Annotated in this window: 9 protein-coding genes; 8 read left to right on the top strand and 1 reads right to left on the bottom strand. The window is 47.2% G+C overall.

The annotated features are described in order from the left end of the window. The first annotated feature begins 115 nt into the window (after positions 1 to 115). The 6 genes from MHI14_RS17815 (at position 116) to MHI14_RS17790 (ending at position 6181) form a co-directional block, all read left to right on the top strand. Positions 116 to 565 (top strand): nuclear transport factor 2 family protein, encoded by a 450-nt coding sequence (locus MHI14_RS17815; protein WP_249910883.1) that lies wholly within the window; start codon positions 116 to 118, stop codon positions 563 to 565. Then, entirely contained in the window at positions 552 to 1412 is an 861-nt protein-coding gene (locus MHI14_RS17810) for an ergot alkaloid biosynthesis protein (RefSeq protein ID WP_341130919.1), read from the top strand. Before MHI14_RS17815 ends, MHI14_RS17810 begins: the two co-directional genes overlap by 14 nt. A gap of 224 nt (positions 1413 to 1636) precedes the next feature. After that, positions 1637 to 2611, top strand: coding sequence for an ABC transporter ATP-binding protein (locus tag MHI14_RS17805; protein ID WP_289392284.1), 975 nt, complete (start codon positions 1637 to 1639; stop codon positions 2609 to 2611). Then, positions 2604 to 4118 carry an osmoprotectant update ABC transporter permease/substrate-binding subunit OpuFB gene (gene opuFB, locus MHI14_RS17800; RefSeq protein ID WP_341130918.1) on the top strand — a complete coding sequence of 505 codons (1515 nt, stop codon included), beginning with the start codon at positions 2604 to 2606 and terminating at the stop codon, positions 4116 to 4118. Before MHI14_RS17805 ends, opuFB begins: the two co-directional genes overlap by 8 nt. A gap of 50 nt (positions 4119 to 4168) precedes the next feature. Continuing rightward, positions 4169 to 5515, top strand: a complete 1347-nt coding sequence (locus MHI14_RS17795; RefSeq protein ID WP_341130917.1) for a dihydrolipoyl dehydrogenase family protein — start codon at positions 4169 to 4171, stop codon at positions 5513 to 5515. Positions 5516 to 5560: 45 nt separating this feature from the next. Continuing rightward, the gene (locus tag MHI14_RS17790) at positions 5561 to 6181 is read left to right on the top strand and encodes a DUF1349 domain-containing protein (protein ID WP_341130916.1); all 621 of its coding nucleotides are present in this window, start codon (positions 5561 to 5563) and stop codon (positions 6179 to 6181) included. A gap of 231 nt (positions 6182 to 6412) precedes the next feature. Here the strand turns inward: MHI14_RS17790 and MHI14_RS17785 are convergent, their stop codons facing one another. Next, complete coding sequence (locus MHI14_RS17785; RefSeq protein WP_091031152.1) at positions 6413 to 6886, bottom strand: SET domain-containing protein; 474 nt, start codon at positions 6884 to 6886, stop codon at positions 6413 to 6415. 197 nt (positions 6887 to 7083) lie between these two features. On the opposite strand from MHI14_RS17785, the gene MHI14_RS17780 reads away from it, so the two are divergent. Beyond that, complete coding sequence (locus tag MHI14_RS17780; protein ID WP_017688769.1) at positions 7084 to 8640, top strand: ABC-F family ATP-binding cassette domain-containing protein; 1557 nt, start codon at positions 7084 to 7086, stop codon at positions 8638 to 8640. 474 nt (positions 8641 to 9114) lie between these two features. Continuing rightward, a complete protein-coding gene (locus MHI14_RS17775) occupies positions 9115 to 14319 on the top strand; it encodes an S-layer homology domain-containing protein (RefSeq protein WP_341130915.1) in 5205 nt (1734 codons plus the stop codon). Positions 14320 to 14497 lie beyond the last annotated feature (178 nt).

The raw sequence follows: 14497 nt of genomic DNA, 5'->3' as shown, positions 1-14497 counted from the left end.
GTAAGGATTCTTTATCTTTTTTTGAAAATGAACGCTTAGGGCGTTTATTTTTTGACTATTATAGACCGATTGGTCTGGAAAAAGAACGCGAAACAAACTGAAGGAGGAAATAAGGATGACACAATCTCAGCAGTTGGAAGCGGGCAATAGTATACCTCATCGGATTATGCATGGATTCACTAAATTGCTACTGGATGGAAAACTGGAACAATGGTTGGAGTTATATACATCTGAAGCTATCTTCGAATTCCCATATGCACCAGCAGGATATCCTCAGAAACTGGAAGGAAAAGCTGCAATTACGAATCATCTTCATAATCTACTGGGGATGATTGAAATCCAGCAGTTTTCTGAACCAGTGATCTTGGCTGATTCCACGAAACAACAGTTTGTGGCTGAATTTACTTGTAAAGGGCGTTCATTAGTTACAGGTCAGCCATACAACCAAACTTACATCTCTGTAGTGAGCCACTCTAATGGGAAAATTACACATTATAAAGACTATTGGAATCCAATGGTCGTACTCAAATCGGACTTAGGAGGTAACAAGCATGATCAAAGATAAACCGTTGACACTTATTACAGGGGCTAATGGTAAGACAGGAAGCCGTGTTGCGGCCATACTTCAAAAGCATCATTATCCGGTGCGTTTGGCAGGAAGAACTAAACCATCTCTTTCTGGCTCTGATGATAACTATGTCTATTTTGATTGGTATGATTCCGAGACATATGCGCTAGCGCTGAAAAATGTGAATCAGGTGTATCTTGTCGTGCCAGTCATGGACATGACCCCAGAAGACGTCATGATTCCGTTCATCAAGGAAGCATTGTGGAGTGGGATTAAGCGATTTGTCTTGCTTGGCAGTGCTTCAATTGATGAAGATGGTCCTATTTTTGGCAAAGTACATCAGTATTTAAAAGCCCATGCTCCTGAGTGGACTGTATTGCAGCCATCCTATTTTATGGAGAACTTTACGGAGGGACCGCATCGGGAGACGACGAAGCAACTCGGGAAAATATACAGTGCTACGGGTGACGGGAAAATTGGATTTGTTAGTGCAGATGATATCGCGGCAGTTGCGTTCCGTGCTCTGACAGATGTTGTTCCTCATAATACGGAGCATATCATTACAGGGCCGGAGTCGTTGTCCTATGGACAGGTTGCAGACGTCTTGAGCCGTGTACTGGGTCAGTCCATCCAGCATGAATCTTTGTCCGACGATGAATTGAGGAACAGCATGATTCGCGCAGGAATGTCAGAAGAATACGCTGCTGCCCTCGCAGGACTGGATGTGCCTATCCGGGAGGAGGGGAGAGAAGATCAAACGACAGATACGGTGACAAAAATAACGGGGAATAACCCGATTTCATTCGAGCAATTTATTCAAAATCATATGGAAGTATGGAAATAATGGAAGAAATATTTTCATATCATGAGAAGACGGTGCCTAGTGCCCGTCTTTTTGCATGTCTACCAGCTTGTTGACATCGTTGATTCAAATATGGATCTCTCCCTAACCAGGGACACCACGGAAAAGCAGTGATTATACGAACACACTTTTGGGGAAATAGATGAGGATGAATGTTAGGGCGTGTCTGAGACACGCCCTAGTAGATAAAGGGGCGAAGAGAGCGAATGATTCAGTTCGAAAATGTATCGAAACAATATCCTGATGGAACAACGGCTTTACGTCAGGTTAACCTCAACATTAACAAGGGAGAACTGTTTGTCATGATTGGTCCGAGTGGATGTGGCAAAACCACCATGCTCAAAATGATCAATCGCCTGATTGAACGAACAGATGGAACAGTGCGCATTAATGAACGCCCAATCGATGAATACAACATTCACGAATTGCGCTGGAATATCGGATATGTGCTGCAACAGATTGCACTATTCCCGCATATGACAATTGCCGAAAATATTGCGGTTGTTCCTGAACTGCGAAAATGGAAGTCAGATCAAATCAAGGAGCGTGTACATACGTTACTGGACATGGTGGGTTTGCACGGAGATACGTACAGTGAGCGTAAACCGTCCGAGTTATCCGGAGGACAACAGCAGAGAATTGGTGTGTTGCGTGCACTCGCTGCTGATCCCGAGATAGTTTTGATGGATGAACCGTTCAGTGCACTCGATCCAATGAGTCGGGAGAAATTGCAGGACGATATTCTGGATATCCAGCGTCAGATGAAAAAAACAATTGTATTTGTTACTCATGATATTCAGGAAGCGCTGAAGCTGGGGGATCGCATCTGCATTATGAAGGATGGACAGGTTTTGCAGGTAGGCACCCCGGAAGAACTGATCCAACAGCCAGCTAATGATTTCGTACGTGAATTTGTTGGAAGTCCTAACACCGATACGAGTTCACAATCTGATTTTGATCTGGAATCCATCATGTCACCACTCTCACCGGGTCATGTACCAAAATCAGCCAAAACCGCCGTTCCCGTATCCATTACGTTAACAGAATTAGTTGATATCATGGCTTCCCATGACCATCTGTTGGTTGAACGTAACCGCCAGATTATTGGCGAGATCAGTCGAGTTGATCTGATGAAATACTGGTCTGGTCAGTTACAGGAACGAGGTGAAGGACATGAGTAGATTCGCGGAGGTGTTCAGTGAGCGCAAAGGTCAGTTGTTGTCTGCTCTGCTCGAACATATTCAGATCTCATTTATCGCATTGTTCTTTGCTGTCCTCATCGCGATTCCGCTTGGTATATACCTTACTCGCAAACCAAGAGTGGCTGAACCAATTATCGGGGTCACAGCTGTGTTGCAGACGATACCTTCCTTGGCGCTTCTCGGATTGCTAATCCCTTTATTCGGCATAGGTACCCTTCCTGCAATCATTGCACTGGTGGTGTATGCGCTGCTTCCGGTACTCCGGAACACGTACACAGGCATATCCGAAGTTGATCCTTCCATGGTGGAAGCGGCGAATGCGATGGGCATGAATAGTTGGCAACGTCTAATCAAAGTGGAACTGCCACTGGCGATGCCTGTCATTATGGCCGGAATTCGGACCGCGATGGTCCTGATTGTAGGAACGGCGACACTTGCTGCTTTGATTGGCGCAGGAGGTTTGGGTGCATTAATCTTGCTGGGCATTGATCGGAACGATACGGCACTGATCATCCTTGGAGCCATTCCGGCCGCATTGCTGGCTATTTTGTTTGATGTACTATTGCGTCAATTCCAGCGGTTATCCTTCAAGAAAACATTGGTTACCTTGGGTTCGCTGGCTCTTATCGCGATACTTGTGATTACCATTCCCTTCGTGGCACGTGGTGGACAGAAGGATCTCGTGATTGCTGGCAAACTGGGAGCTGAACCGGAGATTCTAATTAACATGTATAAATTGCTGATTGAAAAAGATACAGACCTGACCGTTGAACTAAAACCCGGATTAGGCAAAACGCCATTCCTTTTCAATGCACTCAAGTCGGGTGATATTGATATCTATCCTGAATTCACTGGGACAGCCATCTCCGAATTCATGAAGGAAACGGCAGTGAGTACCGATCGGACAGAGGTGTACGAACAGGCAAGAGATGGAATGCTGAGCCAGTTCAACATGGTGCTGCTGAACCCTATGGATTACAACAATACGTATACGTTGGCCGTTCCAAAGAGCATCGCAGATCAATACAATCTCAAGACCATTTCGGATCTCAAACCGGTGGAACAGCAGATGAAGGCAGGATTTACGCTGGAATTCTCGGATCGGGAAGACGGTTACCTAGGCATTCAGAAGAAGTATGGGATTGAATTTCCAAACGTTGCGACAATGGAACCGAAGCTTCGCTATGGTGCTGTTCAACGTGGCGATATCAACCTCGTAGATGCCTACTCCACAGATAGTGAGTTGAGACAATATGAACTTGTTGTGCTGGAGGATGATCAGGAGTTATTCCCGCCGTATCAAGGCGCGCCGATGCTTCGTCAAGAAACGGCAGATCAATATCCACAACTGGTTGAGGTGCTGAATCAGCTTGCTGGCAAAATTACGGATGATGAGATGCGTCAGATGAACTATGACGTGAACGTAGAGGGAGCGAATCCTGAACAGGTTGCAGCAGAGTACCTTAAACAGGCTGGATTGCTGTAACTTCAGGCATCCCTGCAATAGATGTACCAAAAGGATGAGGAGGAACCATGATGACACAAGAAACTTATGACTTGATTGCGATTGGCACAGGAAGCGCGGCAAGCTCTGTAATCACCCGTTGCGCTGAAGCTGGCTGGAAAATCGCTGTAATTGATGAACGTGAGTTCGGCGGAACGTGTGCACTGCGTGGCTGTGATCCCAAGAAAGTGCTGGCTGGAGCGGCTGAGCTGATTGACTGGAATGAACGGATGCAAGGGAAAGGAATTCAGGGACAGGCGACCATCAACTGGTCTGAACTTATGGCCTTTAAACGCACCTTTACCGAAAGCATACCTAGAGCAAGTGAAGATCAATTCAAACAGGCCGGAATGGATACGTTTCATGGTAAAGCTTCATTTGTCGATGAAAATCATATTCAAGTGGGAGAAGAAGTGCTCCATGGCAAACACATCCTGATTGCTACCGGTGCAAGACCTGCGCCACTTGAGATTGAGGGCTCAGAGCATCTTATATATAGTGATGACTTTCTGGATCTGAAACAGCTGCCGGATCGATTAGTTCTGGTAGGCGGTGGATACATTGCATTTGAGTTTGCGCATATTGCGGCCAGAGCCGGGACGGAAGTCCACATCCTGCATCGGAGTGAACAGCCTCTGAAGTCGTTTGATGCGGAGCTGGTAGAATGTTTGTTGCAAAAATCAAAAGAGATCGGCATTCATGTTCACTTGAACGCGGAGGTGAAGTCCATACGGCAAGAGGGGAACGCCTATGTCGTTCATGGCACACGTAATGGTGCAGATCACCAGTGGCAGTGCGGACTTGTCGTTCATGGAGCCGGGCGTGTTCCTAATGTGGATGGGCTGGAATTGGAGAGAGCCAACGTCAGCTACAGCAAAAAAGGGATTATGGTGAACGAGTACTTGCAAAGTGAAAGTAATCCGAGAGTGTATGCTGCTGGCGATGTAACTGATACAAAAGGGTTGCCTTTAACCCCGTTAGCAGGTCAGGAATCCCGGGCTGTATCGTTTAATTTGTTGGAGGGAAATCAACACAAACCTAATTATAAAGTGATGCCTTCCATTGTGTTTACTGTCCCTGCCCTTGGAGCTGTAGGTATGAGCACGGAACAAGCCAAGAAAGAGGGCTACGAGGTGCAGGTAAATGATATGTCGAAATGGTATACTTACAAGCGAACTCATGAAAAATTTGCCATGGCCAAAGTGGTGATCGATAAATCAACCGGACGTATTCTGGGTGCGCATGTGCTCGGGAGCAAAACAGAAGAATTGATCAACCTTTTTGCAATGGCGATTCAGTTCAATCTGACTATCGATCAGTTAAACACCATGAATTTTGCATATCCTACTGCTGCATCGGACCTGGGTTCTTTAATTTAGAAGTGATGAAGTGAGGATGAACTCCCCTTTGGGACGGAAGGAAGGATGAAAACAACGATGTCAACGGATTTTATTGGGCTTCATGAAGGCAAGTGGACTAAGGAACCCGTTGCTGCACGGATGGATGGGGATCGTTTCGTTGTGGAAGCTCGGGAAGGCAGTGACTTCTGGGAGAACACATTCTACGGGTTCTGTCATCGGGATGGACATGCCATGCTTGCTCCATGGGACGGAACGGAAGCGATTGAGGTATCGTTTGATCTAAGCTCATTCACCGAATTATATGATCAGGCGGGACTAATGTTATGGTACGGAGAAGACCAATGGATCAAGGCCGGAGTTGAGGTCAATGATGGCGTGGCACATGTTGGAGCCGTCGTGACGGATACGTATTCCGATTGGTCACTCTCTCCTGTGCCAGAGTGGGGTGGACGAATCGTAACAATTAGAGCCTCCTACAGTAACGAGGCCGTTGTCATTCGTGCTCGCACAGATGAGCATCCTTGGCGTACGATTCGGGTTGCACGGTTTGCCTATCCGACGAACAAACATGCAGGTCCATTTTTGTGTTCACCGAAGCGTGCAGGGTTCGAGGTAGCATTTACCAAGTGGAGATCCACGACACCCGATCAAGACTTGCATACAGATCCGCCGATTACGGATTAAAACAAGTTAAGATGCACGATAAACAATGAAACATGAATAGGTGTATCTGGCTTAGAAACGAAGACAACACAAATAAGCAAGTTTTCCATTAACGGAGGACTTGCTTATTTTTTGTGTTTAAACTTTGGACTGTGAAGAGTCTCCAGTTACTCATTTCATCATTCACCGGAGTCAGTGAGTTCTTTTCGCACATACAACAGAGTGCTTGCGAACTTTACTTGAGTTTAACGTTTATTTACTCGTGTCCGTATCCAGGGACTGGGGTTCGGTCTCTTTTTCACCCTCATCATCATTGGACTTATTGAACTCCAGCATACGCTCCTCGTAATCGTCCAGGAACCATAACGGGTCCATACTGTCTTCCTCACCGTTGTAATTGATCACGATTTCTTCGCCAGCTTTGATATCTGTATACGCGTAGAAGTCAAAGGTGTGGTTATCAAAATTGATATCATAAGTAGCGTTAGGTTCATAGGAGTGGTTAATTAGACTGCCGTAACCCAGCAGAATGGCGGTATGATTCGCCCCGTATTCGAACACGTAATCTTCCAAAATCGTTTTTTCGACATGCTCATGATCTTCATTTGGGTAAGGCACAACGGGTGCCTGATGGATAAGCGTTCCCTTGGCAATATCTACGGTAGCAAATACCCCGCGGTTAAACTCACCACCATCACCCAACTTGGATTGTTTCACTTCAATCATATTGTTCACCTGATGCTCTTCGAAGAGCTCCGTTCTATATAGTAGTAATTCGTTAAGGCAAAATTTTAACCCATACTTTCATATAAGGCAAATTTCAGACAAAAAGGTGCAATATTTTTTAATATGGCGTTGAGTTGTGCAGGATATAACGCTTATAATATACAAAGAATTAAGTCTATATAGAAAAGGTGTCATGAATGAGCATATTAAATGTAGAAAAATTAAGTCACGGTTTTGGTGACCGTGCTATCTTTAACGACGTTTCATTCCGCCTCTTGAAGGGCGAACATATTGGTCTGATCGGGGCTAATGGTGAAGGTAAATCCACCTTCATGAACATTATTACAGGAAAACTTCAGCCGGATGAAGGCAAGGTGGAGTGGTCCAAACGGATGCGTGTTGGTTATCTGGACCAGCATGCTGTATTAAACAAAGGCCAATCGATCCGTGACGTACTTCGCGGCGCGTTCCAGTATTTGTTTGACATGGAACAGGAAATGAATGATATGTATGGCAAAATGGGCGATGTTACCCCGGAGGAACTCGAACAACTTCTTGAAGATGTGGGTACGATTCAGGATACACTGACAAACCAGGATTTCTACATGATCGATGCCAAAGTGGATGAAACCGCACGTGGTCTGGGTCTGACGGATATCGGTCTGGATAAAGACGTCAATGACCTGAGTGGTGGACAGCGTACCAAAGTACTGCTTGCCAAGCTGCTGCTGGAAAAACCCGATATTTTGCTCCTCGATGAGCCTACGAACTATTTGGATGAATTGCATATCGAATGGCTGAAACGTTATTTGCAGGAATATGAGAATGCATTTATCCTCATTTCTCACGATATTCCGTTCCTGAACAGTGTAATCAACTTGATCTATCACATGGAGAACCAGAATCTAACTCGTTATGTGGGCGATTATGATCATTTCCAGGAAGTGCATGAGATGAGAAAACAGCAGCTGGAGTCGGCTTACAAGCGCCAACAACAAGAGATTGCTGACCTCAAGGATTTTGTAGCGCGGAATAAAGCAAGTGTTGCTACACGTAATATGGCGATGTCCAGACAGAAGAAACTCGACAAGATGGATGTCATCGAGATCGCCAAGGAGAAACCGAAACCGCAGTTCAATTTCCGTGATGCAAGGACATCCGGCAAGCTCATTTTTGAAACCAAAGGTCTTGTAATTGGATACAACGAACCGTTATCCAGACCACTGGATCTGCGTATGGAGCGCGGACAGAAAATCGCCCTTGTTGGTGCGAACGGAATCGGTAAAACAACCCTGATGCGCAGTATTCTGGGTGAAATTCAGGCTCTGGAAGGAACCGTTCAACGCGGTGAACATCTGGAGATTGGTTACTTCCAGCAAGAGATGAAGGATGCCAACTACAATACGTGTATTGAAGAGATCTGGCAGGAGTTCCCTTCCTATACCCAATTCGAGGTGCGTGCTGCACTTGCAAAATGTGGTTTGACTACAAAACACATTGAGAGCAAGGTAGCTGTACTAAGTGGTGGCGAGAAAGCCAAAGTGCGTCTCTGTAAGCTGATCAATAACGAAACCAACCTGCTTGTACTCGATGAGCCGACGAACCATCTGGACGTTGATGCCAAGGAAGAGTTGAAACGTGCGCTCAAGGCTTACAAAGGCAGTATTCTTCTGATCTCCCATGAACCGGAATTCTACCGTGATGTAGTTACGGAGACTTGGAACTGTGAGTCGTGGACCACGAAAGTATTCTAATTAGAGGTTGTTCAAAAAGTCCGCTTTTGATTACGAATCACGTGCGAGCTTGCGAACAAGCTCGAAGGGTGAGAAAAGGCGCGAATTTTGCTTGCAAAACAGGCAGAACTCGCGCTTTTTTTGCGTGGTTTTAACGAAAAATGTTTGAGCCCAATTCACAGTTGACAGCTTGAATAAGGCAATAATATAATTCAGGAAAGCGATTACATTTATATACTAAAAACCTGTTTCACTGCATAGGGGCAAAGAAAACACGGTATTCCGTATGGGTATCATTGCACTTAGAAGGGAAGACGGGTCTTTTTTTGCACTTCAATGAAACCGGTTTCATTAAAATAAGGAGGTGGACAAACGCTCGTTACTGACCACTGGTTGCTGAGGATAGGCTGAACAACAACACCGCGTATTCAAGAACCATGCTTTCATCTTTCACGCCAAAGGAGAGAATGAACATTGGATAAACTCAGGAAACCCATGATATTTATGTTATCTGCAACACTTGCGCTGTCTTCCGGACCGTTGTTGCTGCCGAGTAAGGCGTATGCCGATCTGAACAGTATACCCGCCACGTTGCTGCAGGACGATTTTTCGGATGGGGATTACACGGAATCACCTGCGTGGAACGTAAGCTCAGGCAACTGGGAAGTGATTTCTGACCTGACAGATGCGTCCAACTCCACGCTTTTCCAGAGCGATACCAATGAAGGCATCATTTCTACTGGAGACTCCATGTCGGACATGACCGTGTCCATGCGCTTTTACACGGGAGCCGGTCAGGGGTATCCGGGAATATTGCCGCGGTTTCAGGATAAGAGCAACTTTTACTATTTTCAAATGCAGGTTCCCAATAATAAACTCGTTTTCTCCAAAAGGGTGAACGGAACAGATACTACTTTGAAAACGGTGGATTATGCGTTTGCCAAAAATACATGGTACACACTTAAAGTGGTGTTATCAGGTACCAACATTCGCGGATATATCGCAGAAAACGGCTCCGATCGGTTAGTATTTGATCTGGTCGATACTACATACGGGTCAGGTACCGTGGGCATTCGGAATAAGTGGCAGTCGGTACATGCAGATGACGTGATCATTGCGGAGCAGCCGCCTGGGAACGATATTCAGCTCTCCATTGCGGAGCAGACGGCGTCTTCGGTTTCACTGCAATGGTCTGAAATCGTAGGTGCATCAGCCTATCGCCTGTACCGTTCCTCTACGCCTGAAGGCGGTTATTCTCTGGTAACCAGTACCGGATCTTTGGAACATACGGATGTAGGATTAAGCGGGGATACGGTGTATTATTACAAGCTCGCTTATGAATACGGAGGCCTAACTGAATCATTATGGACTGCTCCTCTCGAAGTTCGGACGACTGCGGCGGCACCACAGGCTCCTGGCGAATTAAAGGCCGAAGCACTCAACGCAACGAGCGTGAAGCTATCTTGGTCCGCCGTGGACAAGTCAACGGGTTATCGCGTGGTTCGGGCCGAAGCTGGCAGTGACCAGTATGAGCAGATATACGAAGGGAAAGGGTTTACTTATACAGACCAGGAGCTTGAGCCCGGCGCTAGCTACAGCTATCGTGTGACGGCCTTTAATGCAGCTGGTGAGTCAGCGCCCACTGTTGCAGAAGCCACGACATACTCCATTGACTCTCCAGCAGAATTCGTTGCCACAGCTGTGACGGACACATCAATCTCTCTGGGGTGGAATGTCTTGCCTGGATCTGATGTAACGTATACACTCTCGAGGTCTACCAGTGCTACGGGTACGTATCAGCAGGTCTATAGTGGCAATGAAAACACGTTTAACGATAGCGGTCTGACGATGGGCACAGGATATTTTTACATCATCCAGGCGACCGTGGACGGCGTAACTTCTCCAGCATCCGCACCGTTGGGTGTTGCCACAGTTCGCACAAGCATTACACCAGGGCAATTGTGGCCAGATCTGGACGGGAAACCGATTGATGCGCATGGGGCTGGGTTTTTCTATGATGAACAGACGGAGACCTATTACTGGTATGGCGAATATCATAAGGGCGGCTGGCCAGCTGTTGGTGTGCGTGTGTATTCATCCAAGGATCTGATGAATTGGACGGATGAAGGCATGGCGCTAACAACACTTCAATCCATGGATGATTTTGACAATGACCCGTTGATCTCCAAATTGTATGCGGGGCGTGAGGACCGCGTGGATATCTGGGCAGATATTCGCAAAGGACGGATCATTGAACGACCAAAGGTCATCTACAACGACAAAACGAAAAAATACGTGATGTGGGCCCACATGGACGGCGACAAGGACCCCTATAACGATAATGCGAATTATGGTAAGGCGAGGGCCGGTTATGCGATCAGCGACTCTCCAACAGGGCCTTTTGTGTATCAGAGGAGTTACCGGATGGACAGAGCTCCCGAAGGGGAGAAAGATTATTTCCCAAGCGATAAGGGCATGGCCCGTGACATGACGTTGTTTAAGGACGATGACGGCACCGGTTATCTGATCTACTCCAGTGAGGAAAACCTGACGCTGTATATCTCCAAACTGAATGAAGACTACAGTGACGTAACAGGGTGGCATAAGGAAGGACGAACGGATGACAAAGGCAATCCTTTACGAGATTCCACCTATCAGGCGCAATACGGCGTAGATTACGTGCGGGTGTTCCCGGGAGGGCAACGCGAAGCACCGGCGATGTTTAAGTATCAGGGAAAATATTATATTTTGACTTCCGGAGCTTCCGGCTGGGCCCCTAACGAAAACAAAGTGACGGTGGCGGATAACATTTTTGGCCCGTGGTCAACGCAGACCAATCCGTTTGTGCGCACGTTGCCGAGTGATCCCGATCCAGGCAAGGCATTTGGCACACAGACCACATCCGTCATTCCGGTCGATCCGGAAAAAGGCAAGTTCATATACGTGGGGGATACGTGGAATGGTGGCAATTTCTCAAATGACGCTGCAAAATACGTGTTCTTGCCAATTGAGTTTGGAATAGGCTCGGATATTGCGATCAAGTGGTATAACAGTTGGACACCTGATCTGCTGAATTCGATGGGCAAGGTAGATATTACTGATCCGTTGCCAGAAGCCGTGGCGCTAGGCAAAGTACCATCCCTGCCAACAACATTGAATGTGCGCGAGGATGGAGCACTGGTATCAACGCCAGCAGTATGGACGATTGATAACCGGTCCATGACGGCAGAAGATTTTGCTAAGCCAGGACCGCTTACGTTGCAGGTAACGACACCGGAATATAACAACAAAAAGCAGGCGGTTCGTGTAAACGTCATTCCAGAGAATGCACTATATTTTGTGAATAGCGGAGGTTACGAAACGGCTGATTACAATCTCATGGGTGCCTATATGAAAGGAACACTTGCCAACCCGGGAACGGCGGACCAGATGTACGCTCCGGCAGAGGGTCGCAATTGGGGGTATACCAGCGCAGATGCACTGTCATCCGGTTCAAATGGCGGAGATATATTCTCGACCGTACGTTATCTGAACGGTGGCAATGTCAGCAATTCACCTAAAGGCACGGACTTAACCTATAGATTTGATGTGCCAAACGGGACATACGATGTGTACGCCGGATTCAACGATCCGTGGACCAATACATCGCGCAGAGCAAATTTCATCATCAATGGCACCAATACCGGTGCAGTTACTTTTACGCCTGCCAGCGTTAGAGCCCACAAAGGCATCAGCGTGTCGGACAACAAGCTGGAGTTGACCGTGCGCAATACGGCATCGCAGGACCCGATGATTAGTTGGATTATGATCGTTAAACCTGACGCTGTACCACCTGCAAATGATAGTGCTGGCCTTAATGCTGATGCGTTGGATTCAACAAGCGCAACGCTTCACTGGGATGCTCATCTTGGTGCAGCAAGCTACAAGCTCTACCGCTCAGATCGTGAGCAAGGTGAGTACAAGGTGGTCTATAGCGGCAATGGACGGGAGTACACGGACAGTGAACTGGACCCCGGCACGGAATATTATTACAAAGTGGAAGCTTTTGATGCGACGGGACAATCCTTGAGAGGTGTATCTTCCGCTTATCAGGTGCACACGGCTCAGCAGAGCGCTGCCGATGTAGCAACAGGGATTACGGCACTGGAACAGCCTTCCGCAGGTGCAAAAAAACTGAAGTTACCATCCGTGCCACAAGGTTTCACTGTGAAGATCGCTTCCAGTTCGGTACCGTCCGTCATTCAAACCGATGGAACGATTATCCCACCATCTAAGGAAACAACAGTAACATTGGAGTTGGAAATTACTCGAACTTCTGACGATAGTAGAGCCCTGACTGTACCGTTGACGGTGAAGGTGCTTGCATCTGTTCCTTCCCCTGGAGGTACGGACCCTGGTTCGGGCGGTAATCCAGGCGGCAATTCCGGTGGGAATTCAGGAAATAGTTCTGGTTCAGGCAACAATGGCGGACAATCAGGAAGTGGAAGCCCAAGTGCAGAGAATGCTGCACCACAGCCTAAACCGGAGAAAGACCGTTCAGTTCTGGAGTTGCAGGGACAGTCTGACCAGAAGGGTGTAGTGCAGTCCAACGTGGATGTTTCAACGATTAAAGAGGCTTTTAGAGTTGCCCCTTCAATTGATGCGGGTCAGCGCTTGGTCGAACTCCGGCTGAAGCCGGTTTCGGGAGCAACAGCATATGAAGTATCTCTGCCTGCCTCTGCGTTAATAGATCAGGGTGAGTCACATGTGTTCAACATTGTTACAGAGCTGGGGATGTTGGAGCTTCCTGCGACACTATTAACGAAGGATGCCGTTGGTGATGAGGTTGCATCAATCCGATTGGTCAGAACGGAGTTACCAAAAACAGTCGCAGATCAGCTTGGCACGCAGTATGGAGTCCAGCTTGAACTTCAACTGGATGGTCAACCATGGCCATCGGAAAGCCAGTTAATACTTCGTCTGCCTTTCCGATCATCACAAAATGCTCAGCAGGATCGGATTGTAGCATTTGCCATCGGCGCGAACGGTGTGGCAACCCCATTGCCGCAAAGTTACTACGATTTAAACAGCGGGCAGCTTGTATTTTCTGTAACATCACTCACAGGAAATTATGCTGTTGTGCCTGTGGAGCAGACATTCGCAGATCTTGCAGAAGTGCAGTGGGCCAAGAAAGCAATGGAGGCTTTGGCTGTCCGAGGAGTAATTGATGCTGAGGCAAGCGGTGCTTCCACGCAGTTACATCCAAAAGAGGAGATGACCCGCGGCCAATACATGCAATGGTTGATGACTGCGCTGGGTTTGAATGCTTCTTCCGGGAATGCATTCTCTGATGTAAACGAAAAGGCTCCGTACTACGAAGCAGTTACAGCTGCGCGTTCGCTAGGTATCACCAGTGGTACCGGTGACGGGCGCTTCTTGCCAGAGTCCACGATCACTCGTCAAGAGATGATGACGTTGACGGTGAGAGCTCTTACAGCGGCTGGACTGGTTGACTCCGAGAAGGCTGGAACAGATAACCTTACTCGCTTCCGTGATGCTTCCGAGATTCGCTCTTATGCCCGGGATAGTGTGGCATTACTTGTGGATCTGGGCATCGCCCACGGGTACAACGGTGAGGTGAAACCTCTTGCCGAAGCGACCCGAGCCGAATCGGCTACGTTGTTATATGCGATGATGAGTAAACTGGTATGGAAGAAATGATGATACACCAGAATCGTAGCGTGTGAAAAAGAAGGCTTACTTTGACCTCGGACACAGGTTGGAGTAAGCCTTCTTAATTATATGCCAGCCATGGGTGAAAAGTAATTTACTCAACGAACATGTAGCTTCATGTCGTTTTACAGTTGTTATCTGTGATTTAAATGAATGTTATCTGTAA

It is taken from the genome of Paenibacillus sp. FSL K6-2393 (genome assembly GCF_038002545.1).
Taxonomy (GTDB): domain Bacteria; phylum Bacillota; class Bacilli; order Paenibacillales; family Paenibacillaceae; genus Paenibacillus.
Note: the sequence above shows the minus strand (reverse complement) of the source record. Positions and strands in the feature narration are given on the sequence as shown.

Coding starts and splice junctions, on each gene's coding strand:
- MHI14_RS17810 (WP_341130919.1), top strand. CDS start 552: ATGATCAAAGATAAACCGTTGACACTTATTACAGGGGCTAATGGTAAG.
- MHI14_RS17795 (WP_341130917.1), top strand. CDS start 4,169: ATGACACAAGAAACTTATGACTTGATTGCGATTGGCACAGGAAGCGCG.
- opuFB (WP_341130918.1), top strand. CDS start 2,604: ATGAGTAGATTCGCGGAGGTGTTCAGTGAGCGCAAAGGTCAGTTGTTG.
- MHI14_RS17775 (WP_341130915.1), top strand. CDS start 9,115: ATGATATTTATGTTATCTGCAACACTTGCGCTGTCTTCCGGACCGTTG.
- MHI14_RS17815 (WP_249910883.1), top strand. CDS start 116: ATGACACAATCTCAGCAGTTGGAAGCGGGCAATAGTATACCTCATCGG.
- MHI14_RS17790 (WP_341130916.1), top strand. CDS start 5,561: ATGAAAACAACGATGTCAACGGATTTTATTGGGCTTCATGAAGGCAAG.
- MHI14_RS17780 (WP_017688769.1), top strand. CDS start 7,084: ATGAGCATATTAAATGTAGAAAAATTAAGTCACGGTTTTGGTGACCGT.
- MHI14_RS17805 (WP_289392284.1), top strand. CDS start 1,637: ATGATTCAGTTCGAAAATGTATCGAAACAATATCCTGATGGAACAACG.
- MHI14_RS17785 (WP_091031152.1), bottom strand. CDS start 6,886: ATGATTGAAGTGAAACAATCCAAGTTGGGTGATGGTGGTGAGTTTAAC.